This window comes from Arthrobacter sp. DNA4 (assembly GCF_024362385.1).
Lineage (GTDB): Bacteria > Actinomycetota > Actinomycetes > Actinomycetales > Micrococcaceae > Arthrobacter.
Window position 1 is genome coordinate 2,375,113 of the sequence record NZ_CP101466.1, and the last position, 24,779, is coordinate 2,399,891.

At 64.8% G+C, this 24,779-nt stretch carries 26 protein-coding genes and 1 tRNA gene; 16 read left to right on the top strand and 11 right to left on the bottom strand.

From position 1 onward, the window contains the following. Positions 1-25 precede the first annotated feature (25 nt). Positions 26-1,630, bottom strand: a complete 1,605-nt coding sequence (locus NMQ03_RS10880; RefSeq protein WP_255172228.1) for a phospholipase D-like domain-containing protein — start codon at positions 1,628-1,630, stop codon at positions 26-28. 182 nt (positions 1,631-1,812) lie between these two features. Between NMQ03_RS10880 and NMQ03_RS10885 the strand changes: the two genes are divergently transcribed. Continuing rightward, positions 1,813-2,274, top strand: coding sequence for a GatB/YqeY domain-containing protein (locus NMQ03_RS10885; RefSeq protein ID WP_255172229.1), 462 nt, complete (start codon positions 1,813-1,815; stop codon positions 2,272-2,274). A 207-nt stretch (positions 2,275-2,481) separates the two neighbouring features. Further along, positions 2,482-2,826 carry a hypothetical protein gene (locus tag NMQ03_RS10890; protein ID WP_255172230.1) on the top strand — a complete coding sequence of 115 codons (345 nt, stop codon included), beginning with the start codon at positions 2,482-2,484 and terminating at the stop codon, positions 2,824-2,826. A 31-nt stretch (positions 2,827-2,857) separates the two neighbouring features. On the opposite strand, the gene NMQ03_RS10895 is transcribed toward NMQ03_RS10890, so the two are convergent. The 7 genes from NMQ03_RS10895 to NMQ03_RS10925 form a co-directional block, all read right to left on the bottom strand. Then, entirely contained in the window at positions 2,858-4,384 is a 1,527-nt protein-coding gene (locus NMQ03_RS10895) for a hypothetical protein (RefSeq protein ID WP_255175587.1), read from the bottom strand. After that, on the bottom strand, positions 4,266-5,156 hold the full coding sequence (locus NMQ03_RS10900) for a hypothetical protein (protein ID WP_255172231.1): 891 nt from the start codon (positions 5,154-5,156) through the stop codon (positions 4,266-4,268). The genes NMQ03_RS10895 and NMQ03_RS10900 overlap by 119 nt, the downstream gene beginning before the upstream one ends. A gap of 349 nt (positions 5,157-5,505) precedes the next feature. Next, positions 5,506-5,703 carry a hypothetical protein gene (locus NMQ03_RS10905; protein ID WP_255172232.1) on the bottom strand — a complete coding sequence of 66 codons (198 nt, stop codon included), beginning with the start codon at positions 5,701-5,703 and terminating at the stop codon, positions 5,506-5,508. Next, positions 5,703-5,915 (bottom strand): hypothetical protein, encoded by a 213-nt coding sequence (locus tag NMQ03_RS10910; RefSeq protein ID WP_255172233.1) that lies wholly within the window; start codon positions 5,913-5,915, stop codon positions 5,703-5,705. Before NMQ03_RS10910 ends, NMQ03_RS10905 begins: the two co-directional genes overlap by 1 nt. A 10-nt stretch (positions 5,916-5,925) precedes the next feature. Continuing rightward, positions 5,926-6,396, bottom strand: a complete 471-nt coding sequence (locus tag NMQ03_RS10915; protein ID WP_255172234.1) for a hypothetical protein — start codon at positions 6,394-6,396, stop codon at positions 5,926-5,928. Positions 6,397-6,398: 2 nt separating this feature from the next. Next, the gene (locus tag NMQ03_RS10920; RefSeq protein WP_255172235.1) at positions 6,399-6,959 is read right to left on the bottom strand and encodes a hypothetical protein; all 561 of its coding nucleotides are present in this window, start codon (positions 6,957-6,959) and stop codon (positions 6,399-6,401) included. Positions 6,960-7,251: 292 nt separating this feature from the next. Continuing rightward, a tRNA-Leu gene (locus tag NMQ03_RS10925) sits at positions 7,252-7,334 on the bottom strand. A 170-nt stretch (positions 7,335-7,504) separates the two neighbouring features. On the opposite strand from NMQ03_RS10925, the gene NMQ03_RS10930 reads away from it, so the two are divergent. Both NMQ03_RS10930 and NMQ03_RS10935 read left to right on the top strand, forming a co-directional pair. After that, the gene (locus NMQ03_RS10930; protein ID WP_255172236.1) at positions 7,505-8,809 is read left to right on the top strand and encodes a M20/M25/M40 family metallo-hydrolase; all 1,305 of its coding nucleotides are present in this window, start codon (positions 7,505-7,507) and stop codon (positions 8,807-8,809) included. Between the two features lie 12 nt (positions 8,810-8,821). Beyond that, positions 8,822-9,982 (top strand): acyl-CoA dehydrogenase family protein, encoded by a 1,161-nt coding sequence (locus NMQ03_RS10935; RefSeq protein WP_255172237.1) that lies wholly within the window; start codon positions 8,822-8,824, stop codon positions 9,980-9,982. 23 nt (positions 9,983-10,005) lie between these two features. Here the strand turns inward: NMQ03_RS10935 and NMQ03_RS10940 are convergent, their stop codons facing one another. Then, the gene (locus tag NMQ03_RS10940) at positions 10,006-10,239 is read right to left on the bottom strand and encodes a DUF5703 family protein (RefSeq protein WP_018771130.1); all 234 of its coding nucleotides are present in this window, start codon (positions 10,237-10,239) and stop codon (positions 10,006-10,008) included. 40 nt (positions 10,240-10,279) lie between these two features. Here NMQ03_RS10940 and NMQ03_RS10945 point away from each other — a divergent pair, with 40 nt between their 5' ends. Then, entirely contained in the window at positions 10,280-10,546 is a 267-nt protein-coding gene (locus NMQ03_RS10945) for a hypothetical protein (RefSeq protein ID WP_141160435.1), read from the top strand. A 48-nt stretch (positions 10,547-10,594) separates the two neighbouring features. Here the strand turns inward: NMQ03_RS10945 and NMQ03_RS10950 are convergent, their stop codons facing one another. Further along, a complete protein-coding gene (locus NMQ03_RS10950) occupies positions 10,595-11,530 on the bottom strand; it encodes an aldo/keto reductase (RefSeq protein ID WP_255172238.1) in 936 nt (311 codons plus the stop codon). 51 nt (positions 11,531-11,581) lie between these two features. Here NMQ03_RS10950 and NMQ03_RS10955 point away from each other — a divergent pair, with 51 nt between their 5' ends. Continuing rightward, entirely contained in the window at positions 11,582-12,415 is an 834-nt protein-coding gene (locus NMQ03_RS10955) for an undecaprenyl-diphosphate phosphatase (RefSeq protein WP_255172239.1), read from the top strand. 15 nt (positions 12,416-12,430) lie between these two features. Beyond that, complete coding sequence (mshC, locus tag NMQ03_RS10960) at positions 12,431-13,708, top strand: cysteine--1-D-myo-inosityl 2-amino-2-deoxy-alpha-D-glucopyranoside ligase (RefSeq protein WP_255172240.1); 1,278 nt, start codon at positions 12,431-12,433, stop codon at positions 13,706-13,708. 90 nt (positions 13,709-13,798) lie between these two features. On the opposite strand, the gene NMQ03_RS10965 is transcribed toward mshC, so the two are convergent. Continuing rightward, the gene (locus tag NMQ03_RS10965) at positions 13,799-14,704 is read right to left on the bottom strand and encodes a PAC2 family protein (protein WP_159631987.1); all 906 of its coding nucleotides are present in this window, start codon (positions 14,702-14,704) and stop codon (positions 13,799-13,801) included. A 151-nt stretch (positions 14,705-14,855) separates the two neighbouring features. On the opposite strand from NMQ03_RS10965, the gene NMQ03_RS10970 reads away from it, so the two are divergent. The 9 genes from NMQ03_RS10970 (at position 14,856) to pafA (ending at position 24,707) form a co-directional block, all read left to right on the top strand. Beyond that, on the top strand, positions 14,856-15,584 hold the full coding sequence (locus NMQ03_RS10970; protein WP_255172241.1) for an HAD family phosphatase: 729 nt from the start codon (positions 14,856-14,858) through the stop codon (positions 15,582-15,584). Continuing rightward, positions 15,577-16,767 (top strand): site-2 protease family protein, encoded by a 1,191-nt coding sequence (locus tag NMQ03_RS10975; RefSeq protein ID WP_255172242.1) that lies wholly within the window; start codon positions 15,577-15,579, stop codon positions 16,765-16,767. Before NMQ03_RS10970 ends, NMQ03_RS10975 begins: the two co-directional genes overlap by 8 nt. 96 nt (positions 16,768-16,863) lie before the next feature. Continuing rightward, positions 16,864-17,928 carry a tRNA (adenine-N1)-methyltransferase gene (locus NMQ03_RS10980; RefSeq protein WP_255172243.1) on the top strand — a complete coding sequence of 355 codons (1,065 nt, stop codon included), beginning with the start codon at positions 16,864-16,866 and terminating at the stop codon, positions 17,926-17,928. 82 nt (positions 17,929-18,010) lie between these two features. Beyond that, positions 18,011-19,762: a proteasome ATPase gene (gene arc / locus NMQ03_RS10985; protein ID WP_255172244.1), complete on the top strand. Its 1,752-nt coding sequence runs from the start codon at positions 18,011-18,013 to the stop codon at positions 19,760-19,762. 50 nt (positions 19,763-19,812) lie between these two features. Further along, on the top strand, positions 19,813-21,432 hold the full coding sequence (gene dop / locus NMQ03_RS10990) for a depupylase/deamidase Dop (RefSeq protein ID WP_255175588.1): 1,620 nt from the start codon (positions 19,813-19,815) through the stop codon (positions 21,430-21,432). 84 nt (positions 21,433-21,516) lie between these two features. Continuing rightward, on the top strand, positions 21,517-21,720 hold the full coding sequence (locus NMQ03_RS10995) for a ubiquitin-like protein Pup (protein WP_015937113.1): 204 nt from the start codon (positions 21,517-21,519) through the stop codon (positions 21,718-21,720). A 79-nt stretch (positions 21,721-21,799) separates the two neighbouring features. Next, positions 21,800-22,621: a proteasome subunit beta gene (prcB, locus tag NMQ03_RS11000; RefSeq protein WP_255172245.1), complete on the top strand. Its 822-nt coding sequence runs from the start codon at positions 21,800-21,802 to the stop codon at positions 22,619-22,621. Between the two features lies 1 nt (position 22,622). Continuing rightward, complete coding sequence (gene prcA, locus NMQ03_RS11005; RefSeq protein WP_255172246.1) at positions 22,623-23,333, top strand: proteasome subunit alpha; 711 nt, start codon at positions 22,623-22,625, stop codon at positions 23,331-23,333. A 9-nt stretch (positions 23,334-23,342) separates the two neighbouring features. Continuing rightward, entirely contained in the window at positions 23,343-24,707 is a 1,365-nt protein-coding gene (gene pafA, locus NMQ03_RS11010; protein WP_159631981.1) for a Pup--protein ligase, read from the top strand. Positions 24,708-24,779 lie beyond the last annotated feature (72 nt).

Genomic DNA, 24,779 nt, shown 5'->3' on the forward strand with positions numbered 1-24,779 from the left:
CCCCCAATGTATTGTTTCCGCCTTCCTAGAACCGGGACGTGCCACGCAGCGGGCGCGGCCGTCCATCCGGGTCCACAATGAACCGGTAAACGGGATCGGCCCACAGGCGGTGGAACGGCGGTACGGGCTGGGGTGTGTGGTGACGCACCTGCCCGGCCGGGCGGGGTTCGGAACGGCCGGTGCGGTGCCACTGGTCCAGGCCATCGGCTGCGCTGTTCCACAGCTCCAGTTCGCCCCCGTCCGCAAGGAGCCGCGGGTCGTCCTGGTCAAGGCCCAGATGCTCGGCCCAGAGCTGGAGCCGCAGCATCCTCGCGAGCGGGTGGGTCCCTGGTGCGCCCTTGTTATCGCCGGGCGTCCCACCAGCCGATGTGTCGATTACTGCACAGGTGAGCTCGCTGTCGGTTGTCCAGGACCGGCGGTTGAAGTTGTCCGACCCGCAGGTGAACCAGGTGTCGTCGATGATGCAGATCTTGGCGTGGACATAAATCGGCGTCCCCTCACTGTTCTCCAGGTCGAACACCCCCACCCGGTCCGGTGCGGCCCGGCGAAGCATTCCGATGGCACGCAGTTGCCCCAGGCGCCTGGGCGGTCCGCCAAGGAAGCCGTCAGAGTCCGGGTACCGGGGCACCACGATGATGACGTTGAGCCTGCGGTTGCGTTTTAGGGCCTCTGCAATGCCGGCGGCGACCTCTGTTGACCACAGGTACTGGTCCTCGATGTAGATGAGCGAGCGGGCCTGGGCGAAGGCCTTTGCGTACGCCCTGGCTATGCTTCGTTCTCCATTGGGGGCGAACGGGAATGGCGGGTGCTTCACACCGTAGGTGCGCAGCAGTTGAACGGCGTGTGGGTACCGGTGGAGGGGCGGAGCGGCCTCCGGCAACGGTTTAGGGTGCCTCGGCATGCGGGCCAGGCGCTGCAACAGCATTCGGTATGGGGTTCTGCGGTCCAGCGGGTGGGGGTCGTTCCATCGTTCTGCGAACACGGCAAGCACATCGGCAACTATGGGACCGCGCAGTTCAAGGGCGGCATCGTGCCAGGGAGGCCGCTGCCCGTAGCGGGAATCCATCTTCACTGCCTGCGGGTCTCCCGCATGGTAAGCGTCATCGCGGCGGCTGTGTGAAAGGTCGATTCCCCCTACGAAGGCTACGTCGCGGGAGGGGTCGTCACGGCGGCGGATGACCACCAGTTTCTGATGGTGGGAACCGAAGAGACGGACGCGCTGATCCAACAGCGCCTCCCCGCCGGAGTCGTTGATCTGGCGGCTGAGGAGCTCGTTTGAGCGTCCACTGATGGGGGCTGACACCCGCTCGCCGTGTGACCTCCAGACAAGGCCGCGTACTTCGACGCCGGACCGGGCCAGTTCCGCGAGCAACCCGCCAATCGTCGTACCACCGGGTTCCAACTGCTCATCACCGTCGCCGCGCCAGTCGGTGAACCATACCCGGTCTCCAGCCTTCAGGGCGGACAACTCCGCGTGCAGCCTGGAGAAGTAGGCAGCCCCATGCACCAGGGGCGTGACCAGGTTGCCTTCCGACCAGGGTGGTGATTCTGCACCGCCGGCGTGGATCAAGGAAGCCGGGTTTCCGCGCTCGGCCCCATTCAGGAACCACTTGCCAACCGTGCTGTCCACTCGGTGCTCCTTTCGGGGCCCGGGGGACCAGGCCACTGCGGATTCCAAACTAGCCTATGGCCGCGCGCAAACTGTCTGTCCTCCCGGGGCGGGGGAAACAAGCCGCGATGCGGCAGCGGTCCGGCCAGGTGGGAATAGGCTTGTCCCAGGCCGCTTCCAAACCCGTAAGAATGAGGCAAAACATGTCATTGAAGGAAAAGCTGAAGGGCGACGTCGTCGCCCACATGAAAGCCGGCAACAAGGTCGCCCTCACCACGGTGCGCAACGTCCTTGGTGAGATCGAAACCCGGGAGAAATCAGGAAAGACCCCGGTTGAGCTTGATGACCTTCAGGTCACGGCGTTGCTGCAGAAAGAGGCCGCCAAGCGCCGTGACACCGCCGCCACCTATTCCGCCGCCGGGCACGATGACCGGGCACAGGCCGAAATCGCCGAGGCTGAGGTCATCGAGGCCTACCTGCCCAAGGCCCTGACCCGCGAGGAAGCCGAAGCGATCATCGACGGGGTCATCGCGGACATGGGAGCCGGGGGAACCGCGCTGACAATGCGTTCCATGGGTGCGGTCATGAAGTCCGTAACCCCCAAAATCGGCGGACGCTTCGACGGCAAAGCCGTCAGCGAGATCGTGAAGGCACGCCTGGCTTGATGGCAGGGCGACGATGCAGTCCGGAAACGACGTAGTTCCCGCGACCCTGCGCGTAATTAGGCCATGGGGTTCCGGGCTCACCGAGCCGATACGTCGCGGAAAGGCGTGGCAGTGATGGCCACGGCCGGTGTGCTTGTGTCGTGTCTTTCATCCGCCTGCGGCGGGTCCTGGCAAGGAGAGCCGCCCTGTTTGCCTCCAAGCTATGCCGTGAACCCGGCCGTCGCGAAACCGGGTGACGCCGTCACAGTGCACGCGGCCGACGCTGACTGCAATCCCCGGTACGGACAGAACGCCCGGATTTACGTCTCGGTCACCGATGCCGCCGGTCACGCCTTCATCAGCACGACTGCCGCGATGAACGACGCCGGCGGGTTTTCTTACCAGTTTGAGGTGCCGCTGACGGCAGCGCCGGGGGAGGCCAGCGTTGAGGCCTACCCTTTCGGCGTGGATTGGTGTGACGATACCGGGACGAATAACCGTATTCGCCATGCGGAAGGTTTCAGCCGGGTGTCGTGCGCTGCAAGGACAAGGCCGCTGACAATTACCGCCTAAGCGCACAGGGATCGCATCCCCGTGACGGGGTTCAGGAGGGGCCGTAGTCGATCCTGGCCGCGCCGTCCTTGGGAACGGTGATCCGTCCGCCCTGGAAATCCTGGACGGTGCTGCCGTCTGCCGTCACGTAGTTGTCCGTGGTCGGGTAACCAAGCCTGCCCCACTCGAAACCGGTCCCTGCCCAGGCGTCGCGGGTCTTGCCGACGGAGAGGCGAACTCCGGTGGCCGGGCTGGAGATCAGGGCGCCCTTCTGGAAGTTGATGAAGGAGCCACCGTCCTTCAGCCCGGTCACCCGGTTGGTTCCGGGAAACCCCAAGGTGGTTAAACCGTTCACAGCATCGAATTTGGTGCTGAACTCTGACGGCATGGAGAAGGCCCCGAGGGCTGCGGTCCAGTAGATGGATCCACCCTGGTAGGTCTGTTTGACACCACCGCTGACCGGGATTTCATCACTCGTTGGGTAGCCGAGGAACCCGTTCTCGTATCCGGCCTGGGCCCAGGCTCCGCGGGTTGCACCAATGGACACGTGCGCGCCGGTCGCAGGGGACCAGAGGATGGAGCCGTTCTGGAAGTTCTGGTAAAGGCCACCGTTCTTGATGGCCACCTGGGGGCTGACGGCAGCGCCGAGTGAGCGGCCCATTGCCTCATGCTTTGTGAAGATGGCACCGGATACCGCGTAGGTTCCGACGTTGGGCACGAAGTAGATGACTCCGCCCTGGTAGTTCTGGGCAACACCGCCTCCTGACGTGCCGTACTCATCCGTGGTGGGGTAGCCGAGGACACCGTGCTCGAAGTTCTGTCCGGCCCAGACGTTGCGGATGGCTCCCACGGAGATGATGCCGCCGTTTGCCGGGGTCCACAGGATGGAGCCTCCCTGGTAGTTCTGGAAGGCACCTCCTTCCTTTAGCCCGGTGATCACATCGGTGACCGGGTAGCCCAGGCTGCCCCACTCGAAACCCGTGGAGGCCCATTTATCACGGATCGGGCCGGCGCTGACTGCAGCTCCGGACGCTGGGGAAAACATGATCGCCCCGCCCTGGAAGCCCTGCCAGGAGCCGCCATTGCGGAGCCCACGGAACTCATCGGTTGTTGGGTATCCCAATGGGCCACCTTCAGCTCCCTGGGAGCGCCACTTGCCGTAGATGCCAGCTGTGACGGCGTGCGTTCCCGCAGCGGGTGAGGAGAAGATCGCTCCATACTGGTACGCCTGGTAGGAGCCGCCGTCCTTGAGGCCGGTGATGACGTCACTGACGGGGTATCCCAAAGCACCGTTTTCAAAGCCGGTTTCTGCCCACTTGTCCCGAATTGGCCCGAAAGACGAAAGGTACGCTCCGCTGGCGGGGGAAAACATGATGACGCCGCCCTGGTACACCTGGTAGACACCCCCGCCACGCAGGCCTCCAACTTCGTCAGTGACCGGGTAGCCGAGGGGGCCGTTTTCATAACCGAGGGAGGCCCACTTGCCGCGGGTGGCTCCCCACGAGAAATGGGCTCCGGAGAGGGGAGACCAGATGATGGCTCCTCCCTGGTAGTTCTGGAAGGCGCCACCGTCCCTCAGTCCGCCCACCTCGTTGGAGACCGGGCTGCCAAGCTGGCCCTCCGCCCTGGCTGTATTTCTGCGTGATGGCGCCAAAGGGATCCGCTGAATACGGGGTGAAGATGTCATCGACTGCACCCATGATGATTCGATCGCCGGGGCGGCTGCTGCGCAGGAACCTGTTGACCGTCTCAAGGCTGGTGGACAGGCAGCCGGCGGAAGTAGTGCGACCGGCGTGCAGGAAGATTGCGTAGGAGGCCCCCTGCACGGTATTCATGTCCGGCCGGCGGTTGTAGTTGATGACCGCCGCCTGTTCGTAATACCCCTGATTCATGTAGGTGTAGAGGTTCTCGTCAGAGGGACCGCCGCTGCCTTCGAAGTACTGGTTGTAGGTAGGCCCGTACTCACCGCCCCAGCGGGAGTTTGCGTTGACCGTGTGGTAGGCAAGGGCTGTGCCCGGGTTGGAGCGGCCCAATGCCTCGGTGACGCTGTACGAACCGGTCGGTGACTTGAATGTGTCCTCCCAGGTCAGTCCTGGCGGAGCGAAGCCTTTTAGCCCTGCGTAGCCCCAGTCCTGCCATTCCTGGACGTAGCCATTGCCGGAACGAACGCACCCGGTGATGGTGACGACGTTGGATTCACGGCCCGTGGCGGTAGCGAACGTCACCCGGTTTGCACCGAAGCTGTTGTACTTCACCTGTCCCGCAGACAGCCGCTGGCAGGGGTTGTTCTCCTGGGATCCAGCCTGGGCACTGCCGGTGCCAAGGAAGGCACTGCCCGCGACTGCGCTCACCGCCAAGGCGAGTGATAGTGGCCTGGTCCTCTTCACGGGTCCTTCTTCCTGGAAGGCGCAGCATGGCGCCTTGGTGACAAATAGTCCATGCCAGGACATAAAACCCGCGTTGACGTGGGACGATGCCGGGTCTGGCGCGGCTGCCCCTAGGCTACCGGGCTGATTGCGCATCCCACGGCACCAGGTGTGGATACGCGAATGAGCGAGTCGGCCCGCGCTGTCCACCGTTGTGCTGATGAGGCAGGAAATCAGGCTCGCTTTGGGCCATCTGCCTGGCGCTTGCGGCGCTCGCCGAATTGGCCCCGGCTGTGGACTACGGATGGCGATACGTGCCTGTCGCTACTGGCGCCTAGGGCCAACCGCTGTACGGGTCGGCGTTGTGGTTCGTGGGCGGCGGGTTCTTGTAGACCCGGCCTCGTTGTGATTGCGCCTTGCCCCGGTGCCTGGGCGGCCGGGTACGCCAATGCTTGCGCTGCCAGTGGGCGTTCAGCAGCCGCAGCACCACCATGGCAAGAATGACGGCAAGGAAGCCGTAGAGGTACTCCATCAGTTCCCCTGTCCGTTCGTCTTTTCCCGTTCGCGAAGCCAGCGGCTGCGCTTCACGGCGGTCCTGAACGCGAAGGCGGACATCACTGCCATCGACCATACCTCCGGTACACCGCCCGGACCGTAATGCTCCTCGAATTGGCGGATGTTGAAGCTGCTGGGGTCATAGGGCGTTCCGTCGGGCCTGCGGAACTGCTTGTCCTGGTTGAACACGGGCCGAATCCTAACGGGACGTGCCGGGCTGGTCCCGGCGGTTCTGGCCGAGTTCCAGGAGGTTGATGTCGACGCTGCCGCTGGAGCTCGGCTTCGGGGAACCGCGGAGTTTGCGCAGCTGGGTGGCCCGGTACTCGTCACGGGCGAGGTTGAACGTGTAGAGCGTTAGGAGCCCTCCGAAGCCGATCAGCCACAGGGCACCCCACTCCGGACCGCTCCCCTCCCAGAGAGGACGCTGGAAGAGCCACACGCCGGTGGCCAGGATGAGAACCATGACGACCATCAGGATTCCCATGCCCCACCAGGTGCTGACCTGGGCCTGTCCGCCCCCGGGCGTGAACCCGATCTCATCGGCCGGGTAGCTGTGCAGCCCGCCCGTGCTGGTCTTGCGGAGCACGCGCTTCTCTCCGGCGGCGACCGCCCTCTTGTGTTCGGCGTAGACGGCGTCCTCGCGCGCAAACCGTTCCCGGTCGTAAACCATTGTCAGGCTCGTTTCTCGTGGCTGGGCAGGTAGTGGGGTTCGCCCGGGAACGGGCAGGTGCTGAACGGGAAGTTCTCCCGGGTGATCTCCAGAGTTCCCGGATGGTCCTCAAACCAGCGGCGGGCCTGGTCGTCGGTGACACCGTACCTTGGCTTGGGCAGGCCCCTGTCCTTGCGGCGCTTTCGGGTCTTAAGCTCGCCCCGAAGGGCGCGGAGAGTCAGCAGCCAGCCACCTGTGAACAGGGCCGTGCAGACGATGGATACGACGAACCAGATCAGTCCCTTGCCCATGTCGCCCAGGTCAGGGAAGGAAGTGATGATCCCGTAGATGCTGACCAGGATGAAGAGTGGAGCGAGGATCGCCGGGACGGTTGCGATGAGGGCGACAATGGCCAGAGCGGTGAATGTTCTTGCCTGGTAGTTGCCCCCGCTGGGCAGTGACCCACCAAGTCCCCACTCCTCATGGGTGTAGGCGTAGATGACCGTTTCCCTGCCCCGGCCACCTGTGGCGTAGAAGTACTTGGGGACCTGACCGTCCCTGGTGTTCCGGGTGCCGGTCGTCATTCCCCCTGCTTCCGTCCCGAGGGCCCGCGTGAAGTGCGGGCTGCGAACTCTGATGCGTGCGGTCCATAGGGGCCGTCACCCCTGGCTTCGGGTGAGAAAGCATTTTGCTGCCGCACGCGTAGCTCTCACCCTAACGAAAACCAAGGCGAAACCATGTTGCTGGAGACGTCCGGTTCGATGCTCCGCTCCAGTAAAGGATCAGGAACGGGACCACGGTTGGATTCTGGTCACGACGCGGTTGGAGACACAAGAAAGCCCCGGAACATCAATGATGTTCCGGGGCTTCCCATTGTGCGCGGAGGGGGACTTGAACCCCCACCCCCTTTCGAGGACTAGCACCTCAAGCTAGCGCGTCTGCCATTCCGCCACCCGCGCAGGTGGTAATTCGGGAAGCGTCTCCGCCTTTCAGCGTTTCGCGCCTCTCCGAAGCAGCGAGAAAAACTCTAACACGAACTTTCCGGGAACAACGAATCGGGCCAAGTAGGTAGGCTGAGGGCAGCGATTCAGCTCGTGCCACCCAGTCATTCCCTACCAAGGAGCCACCAATGCCTGACGTCCTGCCCGAGGATGAAGTTGTCCGGATCTGCCAGGAACTCATCCGGATCGACACTTCCAACTACGGCGACGGATCGGGGCCGGGGGAGCGGGCGGCGGCAGAGTATGCCGCGGGGCTCATCGAGGAAGTGGGGCTGGACGCCGAGATCTTCGAGTCAGCGCCCGGCCGCGCGAACGTAGTCACCAGGATGGCAGGGGAGGACCCCTCGGCCAGTGCGCTGGTGGTCCATGGCCACCTGGACGTCGTTCCGGCGCTCCGGGACCAGTGGTCCGTGGACCCGTTCGGGGCAGAACTGAAAGATGGCCTCATTTGGGGACGCGGCGCCGTCGACATGAAGGACATGGACGCCATGATCCTTTCGGTGCTGAGGAGTTTTGCCAGGGAGGGCAGGAAGCCCAAACGGGACATCATCTTCGCTTTCTTCGCGGATGAGGAGGCCGGCGGCGTCTATGGCGCCCGCTACGCCGTCGACAACCGGCCCGAACTTTTCGAGGGCGCCGCCGAAGCCATCTCGGAGGTGGGGGGCTTCTCGGCCACCATCGGCGGCCAGCGGACCTACCTGCTGCAGACGGCGGAAAAGGGCATCTCCTGGCTCCGGCTCGTAGCGCACGGACGGGCTTACCACGGTTCGCAGATCAACACCGACAATGCCGTGACCCGGCTGGCCGCTGCCGTGACCCGGATTGGCGAATACAAGTGGCCCATCGAGCTCACTCCCACCACCCGGCAGTTCCTTGACGGGGTGACGGAACTCACTGGAGTGGAGTTCGACGCCGACAACCCCGACCTGCTGCTCAACCAGTTGGGTACGGTGGCCCGGTTTGTCGGCGCGACCCTGCAGAACACCACGAATCCCACGCTCCTCAAGGGCGGCTACAAGCACAACGTCATTCCCGAGTCCGCCGAAGCCCTGGTTGACTGCCGGACCCTCCCGGGCCAGGAGCAGCAGGTCCTCGAAATCGTGCGCGAACTCGCCGGCAACGGCGTGGACGTCAGCTACGTCCACAACGACGTCTCGCTTGAAGTCCCGTTCGCCGGCAACCTTGTGGACTCGATGATCGACGCTCTCCACAAGGAGGATCCCGGTGCCAAGGTGCTGCCCTACACGCTCTCCGGCGGTACAGACAACAAGTCGCTCAGCCGCCTGGGGATCACCGGCTACGGGTTTGCGCCCCTCATGCTGCCGGACGAGCTGGACTTCACGGGCATGTTCCACGGGGTGGACGAGCGCGTCCCGGCGGATTCCCTGAAGTTCGGTGCCCGGGTGCTGAACACCCTGCTCACCAACTACTGAGAGGAGCTTACCGTGAGCCCCGAGGAACTCCTGCCTGATGAGCTCCTGCAGCGCATCCGCAGCCGCGCCGCCGGATATGACCGTGATAACGCCTTCTTCCATGAAGACCTGGAGGAGTTGGCAGCGGCAGGCTACTTGAAGCTTTTCGTACCAGCGTCCGACGGCGGTGCCGGGCTTGGGCTTGAAGCGGCGGCGCAGTGCCAGCGCAGGCTGGCAACGGCTGCCCCGGCCACCGCTTTGGCCGTCAACATGCACCTCGTCTGGACCGGCGTCGCGCACGTACTGGCGGCGCGGGGCGACAACTCGCTCGATTTTGTCCTCAAGGAAGCTGCCCGGGGCGAGGTCTTCGCCTTCGGCAACTCGGAAGCCGGGAACGACTCGGTCCTCTTCGACTCACGGACCACTGCCACACCGGAACAGGATGGCGGCTACTCCTACACCGGTACAAAGATTTTCACCAGCCTCTCGCCGGCCTGGACCCGGCTGGGCATCTTCGGGAAAGACGCTGCAGCCCGGGACGGTGCCGGGGAACTGGTCCACGGATTCATCACCAGGGAAACTCCCGGCTACCGGATCCTGGACGACTGGGACACCCTGGGCATGCGGGCCAGCCAGTCCGCCACGACGGTCCTGGAAGCCGTGAAAGCCCCAGCCGACCGCATCTTCCGCAAGCTGCCGGTCGGCCCCAACGCCGACCCCCTGATCTTCGCGATCTTCGCCTGCTTCGAGAGCCTCCTGGCCGCCGTCTACACGGGCCTCGGAGAACGCGCCCTGGCCGTGGGAGTGGATAACGTGAAACGGCGTACCTCCTTCAAAAACGGCGGGCGAAGCTACGCGCAGGACCCCGACATCCGCTGGAAGGTGGCAGAGGCCGCCATGGCCATGGACGTCCTGTACCCGCAGCTCAGGACCGTCACTGCCGACGTCGACGCCCTGGTTGATCACGGAAGCCAGTGGTTTCCCAAACTGGTGGGATTGAAGGTGAACGCCACCGAAACCGCCCGCCGCGTGGTGGACCTGGCCATCCGGGTCAGCGGGGGATCAAGCTATTTCAGGGGCGCGGAACTGGAACGGCTCTACCGGGACGTGCTGGCCGGGATGTTCCACCCCTCCGACGACGAATCTGCCCACAACACCATAGCCAACGCGTGGCTGGGGCCGTTGGAAGACTAAACGGTCCGCTGGACCGCACCTTCCTAAACGGTCCGCTGGACCTGCATCACCCGGCGCCGCAGCCAAAAGCGCCTGCCGCCGCCCACATAGAGCTTGCTGCGTTCGAGTTCCCACTTGCCGTATTCGGAGTGTTCAACGAGCCGTCGCCGCGCCTCCGGCAAGGAATCATCAGGGCTGACCGTCAGTACGAGGTACTCGTACTGACGCAAATAATCCCGCTCCCGCTGGACCGAGCTGGTGAGAAATTGTTCCTTCATTTGCTCTCCATTTTCGTCCTTTTCCGGCTAACGTGAAGTCATGAGCATCGATCCGCGTGTCGCGCTTTCGTCCCTGACCACCGCTTTGGAAGAACACCTTATAGCAGCATCGAACCGCCGCGGGGACGGTGATCCCTCCGTTGAGGCAGCGTTTTTCGCAGTTGCCGATGCCTTCGAAGTCTACGAGGACGCCCTCTACGAGGCCTATAACGAAGTAACGCCCCTGCAGGTCTTTGACGACGAGGACGATGAGGACGAAGAAGCCGACGTGGACGAGGACGAAGACCTGGAAATCGTCGAGGAATAGCAACGCCGCCCGGACCGTCCCGGGACACGGGAAGTTCGGCAACAGAACCTAAGACACCGCGGAAACATCCTCCAGCGCGCGTGCAATCTGCGGCGGCAGGGGTGCCAGCTGGGAGTCGAGGATCTCCTTCAACTGCACCGGTGTCCGGGCGCCCACGATGGCCGTGGCAACGCCATGCTGTGACAGCAGCCAGGAGAGCGAAACATCCTGCGGAGTCCGGCCCAACCCGTTTGCAGCCATGCACACAGCATCCACGATCCGCGACGGCTTCTCCTCGAGATACGGCTCCACGTACCCGGCTTCGCTGACCGAGGCTCCCCGTGAACCGGCGGGGATGCTGCCACGGTACTTCCCCGTAAGCACCCCCCGGCCCAGAGGAGCCCACGCCATCAGGCCCAGGCCGGCATCCTCAGCTGCGGGGATCAGTTCCGCCTCCGTCGACCGGTTAAGGAACGAGTATTCTGCCTGGACAGCCACCAGCGGCACACTGCTCGTGGCGGCGGCCTTCGCCGCCTGCCAGCCCCGATAGTTCGAGATGCCCGCGTACCTGGCCCGGCCGGTGCGGACGGCAAACTCCAGCGCCGCCAGGGTTTCGTCGAGGGGAACGTTGCCATCCCACGTTTCGGCGAACCACAGGTCCACGTAGTCAGTGCCCAGACGGGCCAGGCTTGCATCCAGCCCGGTGAGCATCGCATTGCGTGAGGCGTCCACCGCACGCCGGCCATCCGGCGTCGTCATCCCCGCTTTCGTGGAGATGGAAATCTCCGTGCGGGCCACCACATCGCCCAGGAGCGAGCCAAGGATCGCCTCCGAGCCGCCGCCCGCGTAGGACGCCGATGTGTCCACGTGCCGGCCGCCGGCATCCAGGAACGTCCGCAGCAACTCCGACGCGTCCTGTTCGTCAGTGTCGCCACCCCAGGAGCGGGTGCCAAGGGAGAGGGCGGAAACTCGCAATCCACTGTTGCCGACGTAACGCTGCTGCATAGCAGCAAGCTTACGGCCAGGAGCGGCGCTGCCATGCCGTAGGGTCTTAGCGTGAACTGGTTTGAAGCGGCCCTGCTGGGCCTAGTGCAGGGACTGACCGAATTTCTACCGATTTCATCAAGCGCACACCTGCGGATCGTGGGCGAATTCCTCCCCAACGCAGAGGACCCGGGGGCAGCCTTCACGGCCATTACCCAGCTCGGCACGGAGACCGCCGTCCTGATCTTCTTTTGGCGTGACATCGTCCGCATTGTCAAGGCCTGGGCGGGCTCCCTCACCGGGCGCGTGCCGCGGCAGGACCCTGACGCCCGGATGGGCTGGCTGGTGATTCTGGGCAGCCTGCCCATCATCGTTCTGGGGCTCCTCTTCCAGGACCAGATCGAGTCCGTACTCCGCAGCATGTGGATCGTGGCCACCATGCTGATCGTCTTCGGCCTCATCCTTGCCGTGGCAGACGCAATTGGCGCCCAAAAGCGGGACCTTGCCCACCTGACCTACAAGCACGGCATGCTGTACGGCCTGGCGCAGGCCCTGGCCCTCATTCCCGGCGTCTCCCGCTCCGGCGGGACGATCACCGCGGGCCTGCTGATGGGCTATACCCGTGAGGCCGCGGCACGGTACTCCTTCCTACTCGCCATCCCCGCAGTGTTCGGCAGCGGGCTGTACCAGCTCTACAAGGTGGTCACCAAGGAAGGGATCTCCGGCCCGTTCGGCCTGCCGGAGACCGCGCTTGCCACCGTGATCGCCCTGCTGGTGGGCTACGTCATCATCGGATGGTTCCTGAAGTTCGTTTCCACGCGCAGCTACCGGCTCTTTGTCTGGTACCGGATCTTCCTCGGACTCGCCCTGTACCTCCTGCTCGGTTTCGGCGTCATCAGCGCCTAGGACTAGGCTTGGCATGTGAAATCCTGGACTTCCCGCCCTGTGCCTGCCCTGCCTGGAAACATCCCCGCCATCCGGCTGTTCGATACCGCGGCGGGCCGCGAAGTGGCCCTGGAACGGGAGGCCAGGCCTTCCATGTACGTCTGCGGCATCACCCCCTACGACGCAACCCACATGGGGCACGCTGCCAGCTATGTCGCCTTTGACCTCCTGAACCGTGCCTGGCGCGACGCCGGCAGCGAGGTCTCCTACGTACAGAACGTCACTGACGTGGATGACCCCCTGCTCGAACGGGCCACCGCCACCGGCGTCGACTGGCGGCAGCTCGCCGCAGAGCAGGTGGAACTCTTCCAGACCGACATGGAGGCGCTGAACGTCCTGGCGCCGGACAACTACGTTGGCGCCGTCGAATCCATTAACCTGATCGTCCCCGAGGTGGAACGCCTGGTCAGCATGGGGCTGGCATACCGCGTGGCCGTCACCAACGGCGAGCCTGACGGGGACGTCTATTACGACGTCGAAGCCGCCGGCAAGCAGTCAACGGCACCCGATGCCTGGGCCCTGGGATCCATTTCCCACCTTGGCGAAAGCGCCATGCTGGAGCTCTTCGCCGAGCGCGGCGGGGATCCGGGCCGCGCCGGAAAGCGGCAGGCCCTCGACCCGTTGCTCTGGCGGGTGGAACGCGAGGGCGAGCCGAGCTGGCCCGGTGGAAGCCTGGGACCGGGACGGCCGGGCTGGCACATTGAGTGCACCGTGATCGCGCAGAAGTACCTGCCCGCGCCCTTCACCGTGCAGGGCGGCGGATCGGACCTGATCTTCCCGCACCACGAAATGGGCGCCGGTCACGCGTACTCCCTCGCCGGCGTGCCCCTGGCCAAGCACTACGCGCACGCGGGCATGGTGGGCCTTGACGGCGAAAAAATGAGCAAGTCCAAAGGCAACCTGGTGCTGGTCTCCAGGCTCCGCGCAGCCGGCGAGGACCCTGCAGCAATACGCCTGGCGATCCTGGCCCACCACTACCGCTCCGATTGGTCTTGGACCGACGAAGGCTTCAATGCCGCCAAGGCCGACCTGGCGGCGTGGCGGAAAGCACTTGACCATACTCCCGAGGGCTCGGGCCAGCAGTTGCTGGCCGAGATGCGGGAGGCGCTGGCAGCAGACCTGAATGCGCCCGCAGCGGTGGCCGCGGTCTCGCGCTGGGCACGGACTGCCAACGACGCCGGTGCTGCCGCCAGCCCCGCTGACGGGGCACTGGTAAAGGACGCGGTGGACGCCCTCCTGGGCATCCGGCTCTAAGGCGTCCACACCTCACGGCAAACACGAAGGGCCCGGCCGGGATTGCTCCCGGCCGGGCCCTTCGTGTTAAGGCATGTCAGTACGTCAACGTCAGGGCCGGTCCTGGCCCCGCCGCTTCAGGTACCGCTCAAATTCACGGGCAATGGACTCGCCACTGGCTTCAGGGAGGTCGGCAGTGTCCTTGGCTTCCTCCAACTGCCGCACGTAGGCAGCGATCTCCGGGTCTTCGGTAGCGAGTTCGTCCACGCCGCGCTCCCACGCATCCGCTTCCTCCGCCAGCTCGTGGGTGTCCAGCGGCACCTGCAGCAGCTCCTCGATGCGGTGCAGGAGGGCAAGCTGCGCTTTGGGGGAGGGCGCCTGGGCCACATAATGCGGCACGGCGGCCCACAAGGACACGGTAGGCAGTCCCGCCAGGAGGGCCACCTCTGACAGGACGCCCACAATCCCAACGGGGCCCTCATACTGGGAGGCCTCCAGGTTCATGCGCTCACGCAGCGGAGCGTCATCCGAGGACGTGCTCACCGGAATCGGGCGGCTGTGCGGAACATCCGCCAGCAGCGCACCCACCAGCACCACATAGTCGACGTTCAGCGCCTCGGCATGGACCAGCAGCTCTGCCGTGTAGGCCCTCCACTTATAGGACGGCTCCGTCCCCTGCACAAAGATGACATCCACATTGGAGTTGGGCGCACTCGCCTTGTAGATCCTGGTGGAAGGCCATTTGATCTTGCGCTCACCGGCAGCATTCCTGCGCACGGTCGGCCGCGTGAACTGGAAGTCGTAGTACTCGTCAGCATCGATGGAAGCGACTTTCTTGCCGCCCCACAGTTTGTTCAGGTAGCGCAGCGAATCGCTGGCCGCTTCTCCGGCATCGTTCCACCCCTCAAAGGCGGCAAGCATCACTGTTACGCGCTGTCCGTCAGCCACTGGCTGCAGGAACCGTTCCCGCTCGGGTCCGGCACCCTGTTCGGCGGTGTCTCCCTCGAAGCTATTCATTTCTTCACCCTACGTCCAAGGTGGTTGCCCGCGCATGGAATGATGCGCCGCAAATCCCCTGAATCCCGTCCAAAGCGGGCCCGGTCCTTGGCATATTCGCCAAGGGCGTAGCCCACAGCCTCCGCCCAGCCATGCCCCGTAGACTGGCGTTATGCCAATTCCTGCCACCAGTTCCCCGCTCAAAGCCGTCCTGTGGGACATGGACGGGACCATTGTGGACACCGAGCCATACTGGATTGCCGCGGAGCATGGGCTGGTGGAGGCACACGGCGGAACGTGGAGCCATGACCAGGCGATGCAGCTGGTTGGCCAGTCACTGACATTCTCCGCGGGCCTGCTCCAGCAGGCCGGCGTCGAATTGGAAATCCGCGAAATCATCGACACCCTGACTGCCCAGGTCATCAGCAGCGTCCAGCAGGAAGTGCCGTGGCGCCCTGGCGCCCGCGAACTCCTCGAGGAACTGCACCTCGCCGGCGTGCGCTGCGCCCTGGTCACCATGTCCGAGGGCCCACTGGCCCGCGAGGTGGTAGCGAACCTTCCCCGGCCGTACTTCGACGTAGTGGTCACCGGCGACACCGTGAGCCAGGGCAAGCCGCACCCGGAGGCGTACCTGACCGCCGTCGAGCTCCTGCAGGAGAACGATCCCGACCTCGGAATCCACCACTGCGTAGCCCTCGAAGACTCCGTACCGGGCGTGGCTGCGGCCGTAGCCTCCGGCGTCGCCACGGTTGCCGTGCCGCACATTGTCCCGCTGCCTGAGCACCACAGCTACGAGCTCTGGGACACCCTTTCCGGCCGGACACTGGTGGAGCTGGAAGCACTCCTCCTGCAGGCCGGCGCCACCAATGCGGCCGCCTCCCAAGGTGGTCCACGTGGCTGACCCCGGCGCCGGACAAAGCCCTGCATCGGGCACTCCGGCGCGCCGCGAAGGCATCCCGCTGGGCCGCATCGCCGGCGTCCCCATTGTCCTCGCGTACTCGTGGTTCGTGATCGCGGCCTTCACCGTGATCGTGTACGGGCCGGTTCTGGCGCGGAACAACCCCATGCTGGGCGTAAGCGCCTATCTCGTGGCCTTTGCCTACGCCGTCCTGCTCCTCATCTCGGTCCTCGTCCACGAGCTCGCCCACGCGCTGACGGCGAAAATCTACGGCTGGCCCACCCAGAAGATCGTCCTGAACCTTTGGGGCGGCCATACCCAGTTCGAAAGCTTCACCTCGTCACCGGGACGATCTGTTCTGGTTGCGCTGGCGGGCCCGGCCGCCAACTTCGTCCTGGCCGGCGGAGCCTGGCTGCTGCTCGGCACCAACAGCCTGGGAAGTGTCGCCGAAATCCTCACGAACATCTTCATGTGGGCCAATTTCCTCATCGGTGTCTTCAACGTCCTGCCCGGCCTGCCGCTGGACGGCGGTAAGCTGGTCGAATCCATCGTCTGGAAGGCCACCGGCAGCCAGGCGAAGGGAACCGTGGCGGTAAGCTGGGGCGGCCGGATCATCGTCCTCGCCATTGCCTACTGGTTCCTCCTGCGTCCGTTCCTCGCCGGTGACCAGCCGGACTTCAGCCTGCTGATGATCACCATCCTGGTGGGCGGATTCCTGTGGATGGGCGCGTCGGCGTCCATCCAGCAGGGCACCCTGCGGGGGCGGCTGCCGCTGGTCAGCGCCGCAGCCTTGGCGACCCCGGCGGCCGGCGTTCCCTCCACCGGTACCGTCCGGGACGCCCTCCGCCTGGCAGCAGCGGGGACGAAGTCCGTGGTGGTTTGCGGACCGGACGGACGGCCGCAGGGCGTGGTGGACCCGGGAGCACTTGCCTCGGTGCCCGGTGCTGCGGCGGATACCACGCCCGTCACCGCCATTTCATTCCCCCTGGCTGCCGGAGCCTACATTCCGGAGTGGTCCAAAGGGCAGGAGTTGATCCAGTTCCTTTCCCAGCTTGAGGGACGTCATTACGCTGTTGTGGACCACAACGGAACGGTCACCGGACTGCTGACTCAGGAGGCTGTCCTCGCAGCCATCACCGGAAAACGCCCGCGCAACGATAGGCACCCGCAAGGCCAGACCCGGTAGAGTTACCTGCCGGTCGTGCATTGCCGCGGAAGCCACAGCGTCCCCAGGGACCAGCAGAGCCGCGGCACAACAGGTTTACAGGAGCGAGGAACAATCATGAGCAGCGAAACTGCCGTCAACGACGCCAAGGGAGCAGCGCAAGCCGGTGCTGCCGCCAGCGGCTCGCAGCCGGTGGGCGCTGCCCGTCGCCGGGGCCCTTTCCGGGAGGGCGAACGCGTCCAGCTCACGGACGAACGTGGCCGCATGAACACCATCACGCTGGAACGTGGCGGCGCCTTCCACACCCACCGCGGTTTCCTGAACCACGACGAAATCATCGGCAAGGTTGACGGCTCGGTCGTGGTGAACAACGTGGGCCAGCAGTACCAGACCCTCCGGCCCCTGCTGTCCGACTTCGTGCTCTCCATGCCGCGCGGTGCCGCCGTCGTCTATCCCAAGGACGCCGACCAGATTGTCACCATGGCGGACATCTTCCCCGGCGCACGCGTAGTGGAAGCCGGCGTGGGCTCCGGTGCCCTGTCCATTTCCCTGCTCCGCGCGGTGGGGGACAACGGCTACCTGCACTCCTTTGAGCGGCGTGAAGAGTTCGCTGACATCGCCCGCGGCAACGTTGAAACCATCTTCGGCGGCCCGCACCCCGCCTGGCAGATTTCCCTTGGCGACTTCCAGGAGGAAGTGGTCAAGGCCGAGGAACCGGGCTCCGTGGACCGCGTCGTCCTGGACATGCTGGCACCCTGGGAGTGCCTCGACGCCGTCGCCACGGTGCTTGCCCCCGGCGGTGTCTGGATCAACTATGTCGCCACGGTCACCCAGCTCTCCCGTACCGCGGAGGCCATCCGGGCCGACGGCCGGTTCACCGAGCCCGATGCGTGGGAGTCGATGGTCCGCGGCTGGCACCTTGAAGGCCTCGCCGTGCGGCCGGACCACCGCATGGTGGCCCACACAGGATTCCTGCTGGTCACCCGGCGGCTCGCAGACGGCGTCACCGGCATCTCGGTCAAGCGCCGTCCGTCAAAGACCGAGTTCAACGAAGAGGACGTGAACGCCTGGACTCCCGGCGCGGTGGGGGAGCGGGCGGTGTCGGACAAGAAACTCCGGCGCGCCGCCAGGGACGCCATCGCCGGAACCAATGTGGTCGACAACCCCGAGGTCACGAACTAGTCCACATTTCGGGAGTCTCCATCCCTACCCGCCCTCTTGGGACTAATGTCTTAAGAGAAGCACAGGAAGGGGCTGATACATCATGGAGACACCAAACCAGGACTCCGGACGTACACCGGCAGAGCAGTCTGCCGCCAACGACCTCTCGGTTGCTGACCGCCAGGTCAACATACTTCGGGACAAGCTCAGGCACATCGACCGCCAGTTGGCAGCGGCAACGCAGAACAACTCCAAGCTGGTCAGCATGCTTGAAACCGCGAAGGCTGAGATCCTCCGGCTGAAAAATGCCCTGGACCAGGAAGGGCAGCCGCCCTACAGCTTCGGCACCATCCTCCAGATCAACCCGAAACGCCAGGCGGCGCCGGGCAACAGCGGCCAGGCCGCCTCCGAGGAGTCGGTGGACATCTTCAACGCGGGCCGGAAGATGCGCGTGGGCATCAGCCCGCTGGTGAACATCAACCAGCTTGCCGTGGGCCAGGAAGTGCTGCTGAACGAAGCCCTCCTGATCGTCGCGGGCCTGGGCTACGAGCGCGCCGGTGAGTTGGCCACCCTGAAGGAAATGCTGGGGCGTGACCGCGCCCTGGTGGTAGGCCGCGCGGACGAAGAACGCGTGGTGCGGCTTTCCGGTGCCCTCCTGTCCGAGAAGCTCCGGGTTGGCGATGCCCTGTCCGTGGATTCGCGGACGGGGTACGCGCTGGAGAAGGTGCCCCGCTCAGAGGTGGAGAACCTGGTCCTTGAGGAAGTTCCGGACATCACCTATGAGGACATCGGTGGCCTCGGCCCCCAGATCGAGCAGATCCGCGACGCCGTGGAACTGCCGTTCCTGCACCCGGACCTTTACCGGGAGCATGGGCTCAAAGCGCCCAAGGGCATCCTCCTGTACGGCCCTCCAGGCTGCGGCAAGACCCTCATTGCCAAGGCGGTTGCCAACTCCCTCGCTGCCCGCGCCGCGGAGCGCTCCGGGAACGTGGACCTGAAGAGCTACTTCCTGAACATCAAGGGACCCGAGCTCCTGGACAAGTACGTCGGTGAAACGGAGCGGCACATCCGCCTGATCTTCTCCCGCGCCCGGGAAAAAGCATCCGATGGCAGCCCTGTTGTGGTGTTCTTCGACGAAATGGACTCACTGTTCCGCACCCGCGGCACCGGCATTTCGTCCGACGTCGAAACCACCATCGTGCCCCAGCTCCTTAGTGAGATTGACGGTGTGGAACGCCTGGACAACGTGATCGTCATCGGCGCTTCCAACCGCGAGGACATGATCGACCCCGCCATCCTCCGTCCGGGACGGCTGGACGTGAAGGTCAAGATCCAGCGGCCCGACGCGGAAGCCGCGGCAGATATTTTCAACAAATACATCACGCCGGACCTGCCGTTCCACGAATCGGATCTCGCCGAACACAACGGTGACGTCCAGGCCACCGTGGACGCCATGGTCCAGCGCACCGTGGAAGCCATGTACTCCACGGATAAGTCCAATGAGTTCCTGGAGGTCACCTACGCCAACGGTGACACCGAGATGCTGTACTTCAAGGACTTCAACTCCGGCGCCGTGGTGCAGAACGTGGTGGACCGGGCCAAGAAGTACGCCATCAAGGACCTGCTGACCTCGCACCAGAAGGGGCTCCGGATCGAGCACCTGCTGCGCGCCGTGGTGGACGAGTTCCGTGAGCACGAAGACATGCCCAACACCACCAACCCTGACGACTGGGCACGCATCTCCGGTAAGAAGGGTGAACGGATCACCTACATCCGGACCATTGTGCAGGGCAAAGCCGGTCAGGAGCCCGGCAAGTCCATCGAAACCATGCCCACCACAGGACAGTATCTGTGACGGGTCCACAGGGAACAGCCGGCGGGGAAGCCCTCCCCGCCGGCGGGGCCATGCGGGTCATGGGCGCCGAAACCGAATACGGCATCCACGCTCCGTCCGCCCCCTCCGCCAACGCCACGATGATGAGCGCCCGCGTGGTCCAGGCGTACGCCCAGGTCACCCGCCAGCGGGCGGCCGGCGGAGCGGAGACCCGGTGGGACTACACGGATGAGGAGCCGCTGCACGATGCCCGGGGCTGGACCGTGGACCGCGGTACCGCCCATCCCAGCCAGCTGACTGACCAGCCGCCGGTGCTCGACGCCGAGGCGGTGGCCCTGGCGTACGGCCGAGAGGAGCTGGAGCTCGACGGGCAGGACGAATCGGGGACCCTCCTCATGAACATGGTCCTCGGCAATGGTGCTCGGCTGTATGTCGACCACGCCCATCCCGAGTACTCGAGCCCGGAGGTCACCAATCCCCGTGACGCCGTGGCCTGGGACGCTGCCGGCGACCTGGTGGGTCTCGCCGCCGTGCGCCGGCTGGCCGGGGATCCCGCGCTGCCGCCGGTCAACCTTTACAAAAACAACACCGACAACAAATCCGTGTCGTACGGTTCACACGAGAACTACCTGATGCCCAGGTCAGTACCGTTCGGAGACATCGTGCGGGGGCTGACACCGTTCTTCGTCAGCCGCCAGGTGGTGTGCGGGGCCGGCCGGTTGGGAATAGGCCAGGACAGTTCCACCCCCGGCTTCCAGATCAGCCAGCGGGCCGACTTCTTTGAGGCCGAAGTGGGCCTGGAAACCACCATCCGCAGGCCCATCATCAACACCAGGGATGAGCCCCACGCCACAGCCGACAAATACCGGCGCCTGCACGTGATCATCGGGGACGCCAACCTCAGCCAGGTGTCCAATTACCTCAAATTCGGCACTACCGCCATGGTCCTCAGCCTCATCGAGGCTGGACTCGCTCCCAAAATCGAAGTCTACGAGCCCGTCGCAGCACTCAAGGCGGTCAGCCACGACACGTCGCTGACCGCCAGGCTTCGCCTGCTGGACGGCAGGCGCGTCACGGCCCTGGACCTTCAGTGGATGTACCACGAAGCCGCAGCAAAGCTCGCCCAGGACACCGGAGTGGGTGACGCCGTGGACGGCGACGGACATACCCATGAGGTCCTGGAACGGTGGGCGTCGGTTCTGACCCAGCTCGACAGCGACAGGGGGGCCGCCGCCACCTCGGTGGAGTGGCTGGCCAAACTCTCCCTGTTGGACGGCTACCGCCAGCGCGACGGACTGGAGTGGAGCGACGCCCGGCTGGGCCTGGTTGACCTCCAGTGGGCTGACATCAGGCCCGAAAAGGGCCTCTACTACCGGCTCCTGTCCCGGAACCGGATGCAGCGCGTGGTTGATGATTCCGCCATTGCCGCTGCCGTCGCGGAGCCTCCCGCCGATACCCGGGCGTTCTTCCGGGGAAAGTGCATCAGCAGCTTTGGCAAGGACGTTGTGGGGGCCAGCTGGGACTCGGTCATCTTCGACGTGCCCGGCTACGGGAGGCTTCAGCGCGTGCCCACCAGGGAGCCACTGAGGGGAACCAAAGCACTGACCGGAGCGTTGTTCGAGCGCTACCGGGAAGCGGGACCGTTCCTCGGCGAGCTGCTGGGACACAACAGCACTCCGCCTGCGGCGTAAACCGCGCCGGAACGCCCGTCCCGTGGCAGGATGGGCATATCGGAGGATCCGCCGGATCCACCGACGGAAGAAGGAGGGAAACCAATGGCAGGCCAGGAGCAGCAGCAGCCGCAGTCACGTGACAGCCAGGTCGACGAAGACATCCCCGAGGCACCCCCGGCACCGCCCGAGGCGCAGGCCTCGGCATCGACCGAAGGCGTGGACGACCTTCTCGACGAGATCGACGGTGTCCTGGAATCCAACGCCGAGGAATTCGTCCGGGCATTCGTCCAAAAGGGCGGCCAATAACCCGGACGGCTGGGTGGCGGAAGCCGCGGACGGCCGGGATCTGTACCGACGTTGAAGTACCACGTTCAAGGAGTGATGAGTGCAGGAATCAACCGCCAACCAGGTAGCCGCCAACGCCACCTCGTCCTTTACCGAGCACCTGCAGCGGGACCGGCCTGAGTTACTGCCTTTCAGCCGGTCCCTTCAGGGCGGTGCGTCGGTGGCTGCCACGGTCCAGGTTCCCCATGCCACCACCATCGTTGCCATGAGCTACGGCGGCGGTGTCCTGATGGCGGGGGACCGGCGGGCAACCATGGGGAACGTCATTGCGAGCAGGCACATCGAGAAGGTCTTCCCGGCTGACCACTTCTCTGTCCTTGGCATTGCCGGAACAGCCGGCATAGCAATTGACCTGACCCGGCTTTTCCAGGTTGAACTTGAGCACTACGAAAAGATAGAAGGAACCCAGCTCAGCCTTGAAGGCAAGGCCAACCGGCTGGGTGCCATGATCAGGGGCAACCTTCCCTTGGCCCTGCAGGGCCTTGCAGTAGTGCCCCTGTTCGCCGGTTTCGACACCAGCGCAGGCGTTGGTAAGCTGTTTTCCTATGACGTCACCGGCGGCAGGTACGAGGAACACGAACACCACACCGTCGGCTCCGGATCCGTCTTCGCGCGCGGTGCACTGAAGAAGCTTTGGCGGCCCAATCTCACGGCCGAGCAGGCCCTTTCCGTTGCGGTCGAATCACTGTATGACGCTGCCGACGACGATTCCGCCACGGGCGGCCCCGACACGGTCCGGCAGTTGTGGCCGGTGGTCTACACGGTGGACAGGACAGGGGCCCGGCGGGTGCCCGAGCCGGAACTCGCGGCTGCGTCGCGCGGCGTAATCGAAGCACGCACCATCGCCGGACGGGAGGCCTGAGATGACCCAGCAGTTTTATGTCTCACCCGAACAACTGATGAAGGACCGCGCGGATTTCGCGCGGAAAGGCATCGCCCGCGGCCGCTCAGTGGTTGTCATCAGCTGCGCCGACGGCATCGCCCTCGTAGCCGAGAACCCTTCGCCGTCCCTGCACAAGATCGGCGAGATCTACGACAAAATCGCGTTCGCCGCCGTCGGCAAGTACAACGAATTCGAGAGCCTCCGCCAGGCCGGCGTCCGCTACGCCGACGTCCGCGGATACTCGTACGACCGCGAGGACGTGACCGCCCGTGGCCTGGCCAGTGTGTACGCCCAAAGCCTGGGGGCTGTCTTCACCGCCGAGCAGAAGCCCTTCGAAGTGGAACTCGCGGTTGCCGAAGTAGGTTCCTCGCAGGCCGAAGACCACCTCTACCGGCTGACGTTCGACGGCTCGATCGCCGACGAGCATAGCTTTGTCGTCATGGGTGGACAGGCTGAGAAAGTGTCATCGGCCATCGACGCAGGATGGCAGGCCTCGCTGGGCTTCGCCGACGCTGTCCGGCTGGCACTCAAGGGACTGACGCCCGTCAAGGAGGGCGAGCAGCCCGCGGCGCCGTTGCCGCCAGGTGCCTTGGAAGTGGCCGTCCTGGACCGGCTTTCCGAAAGCTCCCGCGGCACCCGGCGTGCCTTCCGCAGGCTGAACGACGCGGACATCACAGCACTGCTGGCCTAGGAGGACCACATGGACAAGAGAATCTTCGGCATCGAAACCGAGTTTGGGATCTCCTACTCGAGCCCGGACTCGAGGCCTCTTGCCCCGGAGGAGGTGGCGCGGTACCTGTTCCGGAAGGTGGTCAGCTGGGGGCGTTCCTCCAATGTGTTCCTCACCAACGGTTCCCGGCTGTACCTCGACGTCGGCTCCCACCCCGAGTACGCCACGGCGGAGTGCGACGACCTTGCGCAGCTGATCGCCCACGACCGTGCCGGCGAACTCATCCTTGACGATCTGGTGGACGAGGCCCAGGCGCGCCTTGCCGCTGAAGGCTTCAACGGCACCGTGTACCTGTTCAAGAACAACACCGATTCCGCGGGCAACTCGTACGGCAGCCATGAGAACTACTTGATTCCGCGCCGCGGGGAATTTTCCCGCCTGGCCGAAATCCTGATTCCGTTCCTGGTCACCCGGCAACTCATCGCCGGCGCAGGAAAGATCCTGAAGACGCCACACGGCGCCACCTATGCCTTTTCCCAGCGGGCCGACCACATCTGGGAAGGCGTCTCTTCCGCCACCACCCGTTCCCGGCCCATCATCAACACCCGGGACGAGCCGCATGCCGACGCCGAGTTCTACCGGCGGCTGCATGTCATCGTGGGGGACTCGAACATGTCCGAGGCCACTGCGCTGATGAAGGTCGGCACCGTGGACCTGGTCCTCCGGATGATCGAGGCCGGGGTGATCATGCGGGACATGCGGATGGAAAACCCCATCCGCAGCATCCGGGAAATCTCCCATGACCTCAGCGGCCGCGCGCTGGTCCGCCTGGCCAACGGACGGCAGCTCACCGCACTTGAAATCCAGCAGGAGTACCTGACCAAGGTGACCGCCTTCGTGAAGGAGCATGGCGCCCACAACCCGCACGTTCCCGTGATTCTGGATCTGTGGGAACGGACGCTCCATGCGATCGAATCCGGCGACACCCGGGGGATCGACACTGAAATCGACTGGGCCATCAAGAAGAAACTGATGGACAACTACCGCGAACGCCACGGCCTGGGCCTGGAGGCACCGCGGATCGCCCAGCTTGATCTGACCTACCACGACATTTCGCGCAGCCGGGGGCTTTTCTATCTCCTGCAGTCCCGGGGTGCGGTGCGCCGGATTGTCGACGACACCGTTATCAAGGGTGCGGTGGACGCGCCGCCACAGACCACCCGCGCCAAACTGCGCGGTGACTTTGTCCGGCGGGCGCAGGAACTGGGGCGGGACTACACCGTGGACTGGGTACACCTGAAACTCAACGACCGCGCCCACCAGACAATCCTGTGCAAGGACCCCTTCCGCAGCGTCGACGAGCGGGTGGATGCGCTGCTGGACTCTATGGGCTGACGTCCAGCTTCAGGGTCTATTCTGGATAAGGTCCCTTTTAAGGGGGCCTTCCACGGCACTGTCCGCCGCCTG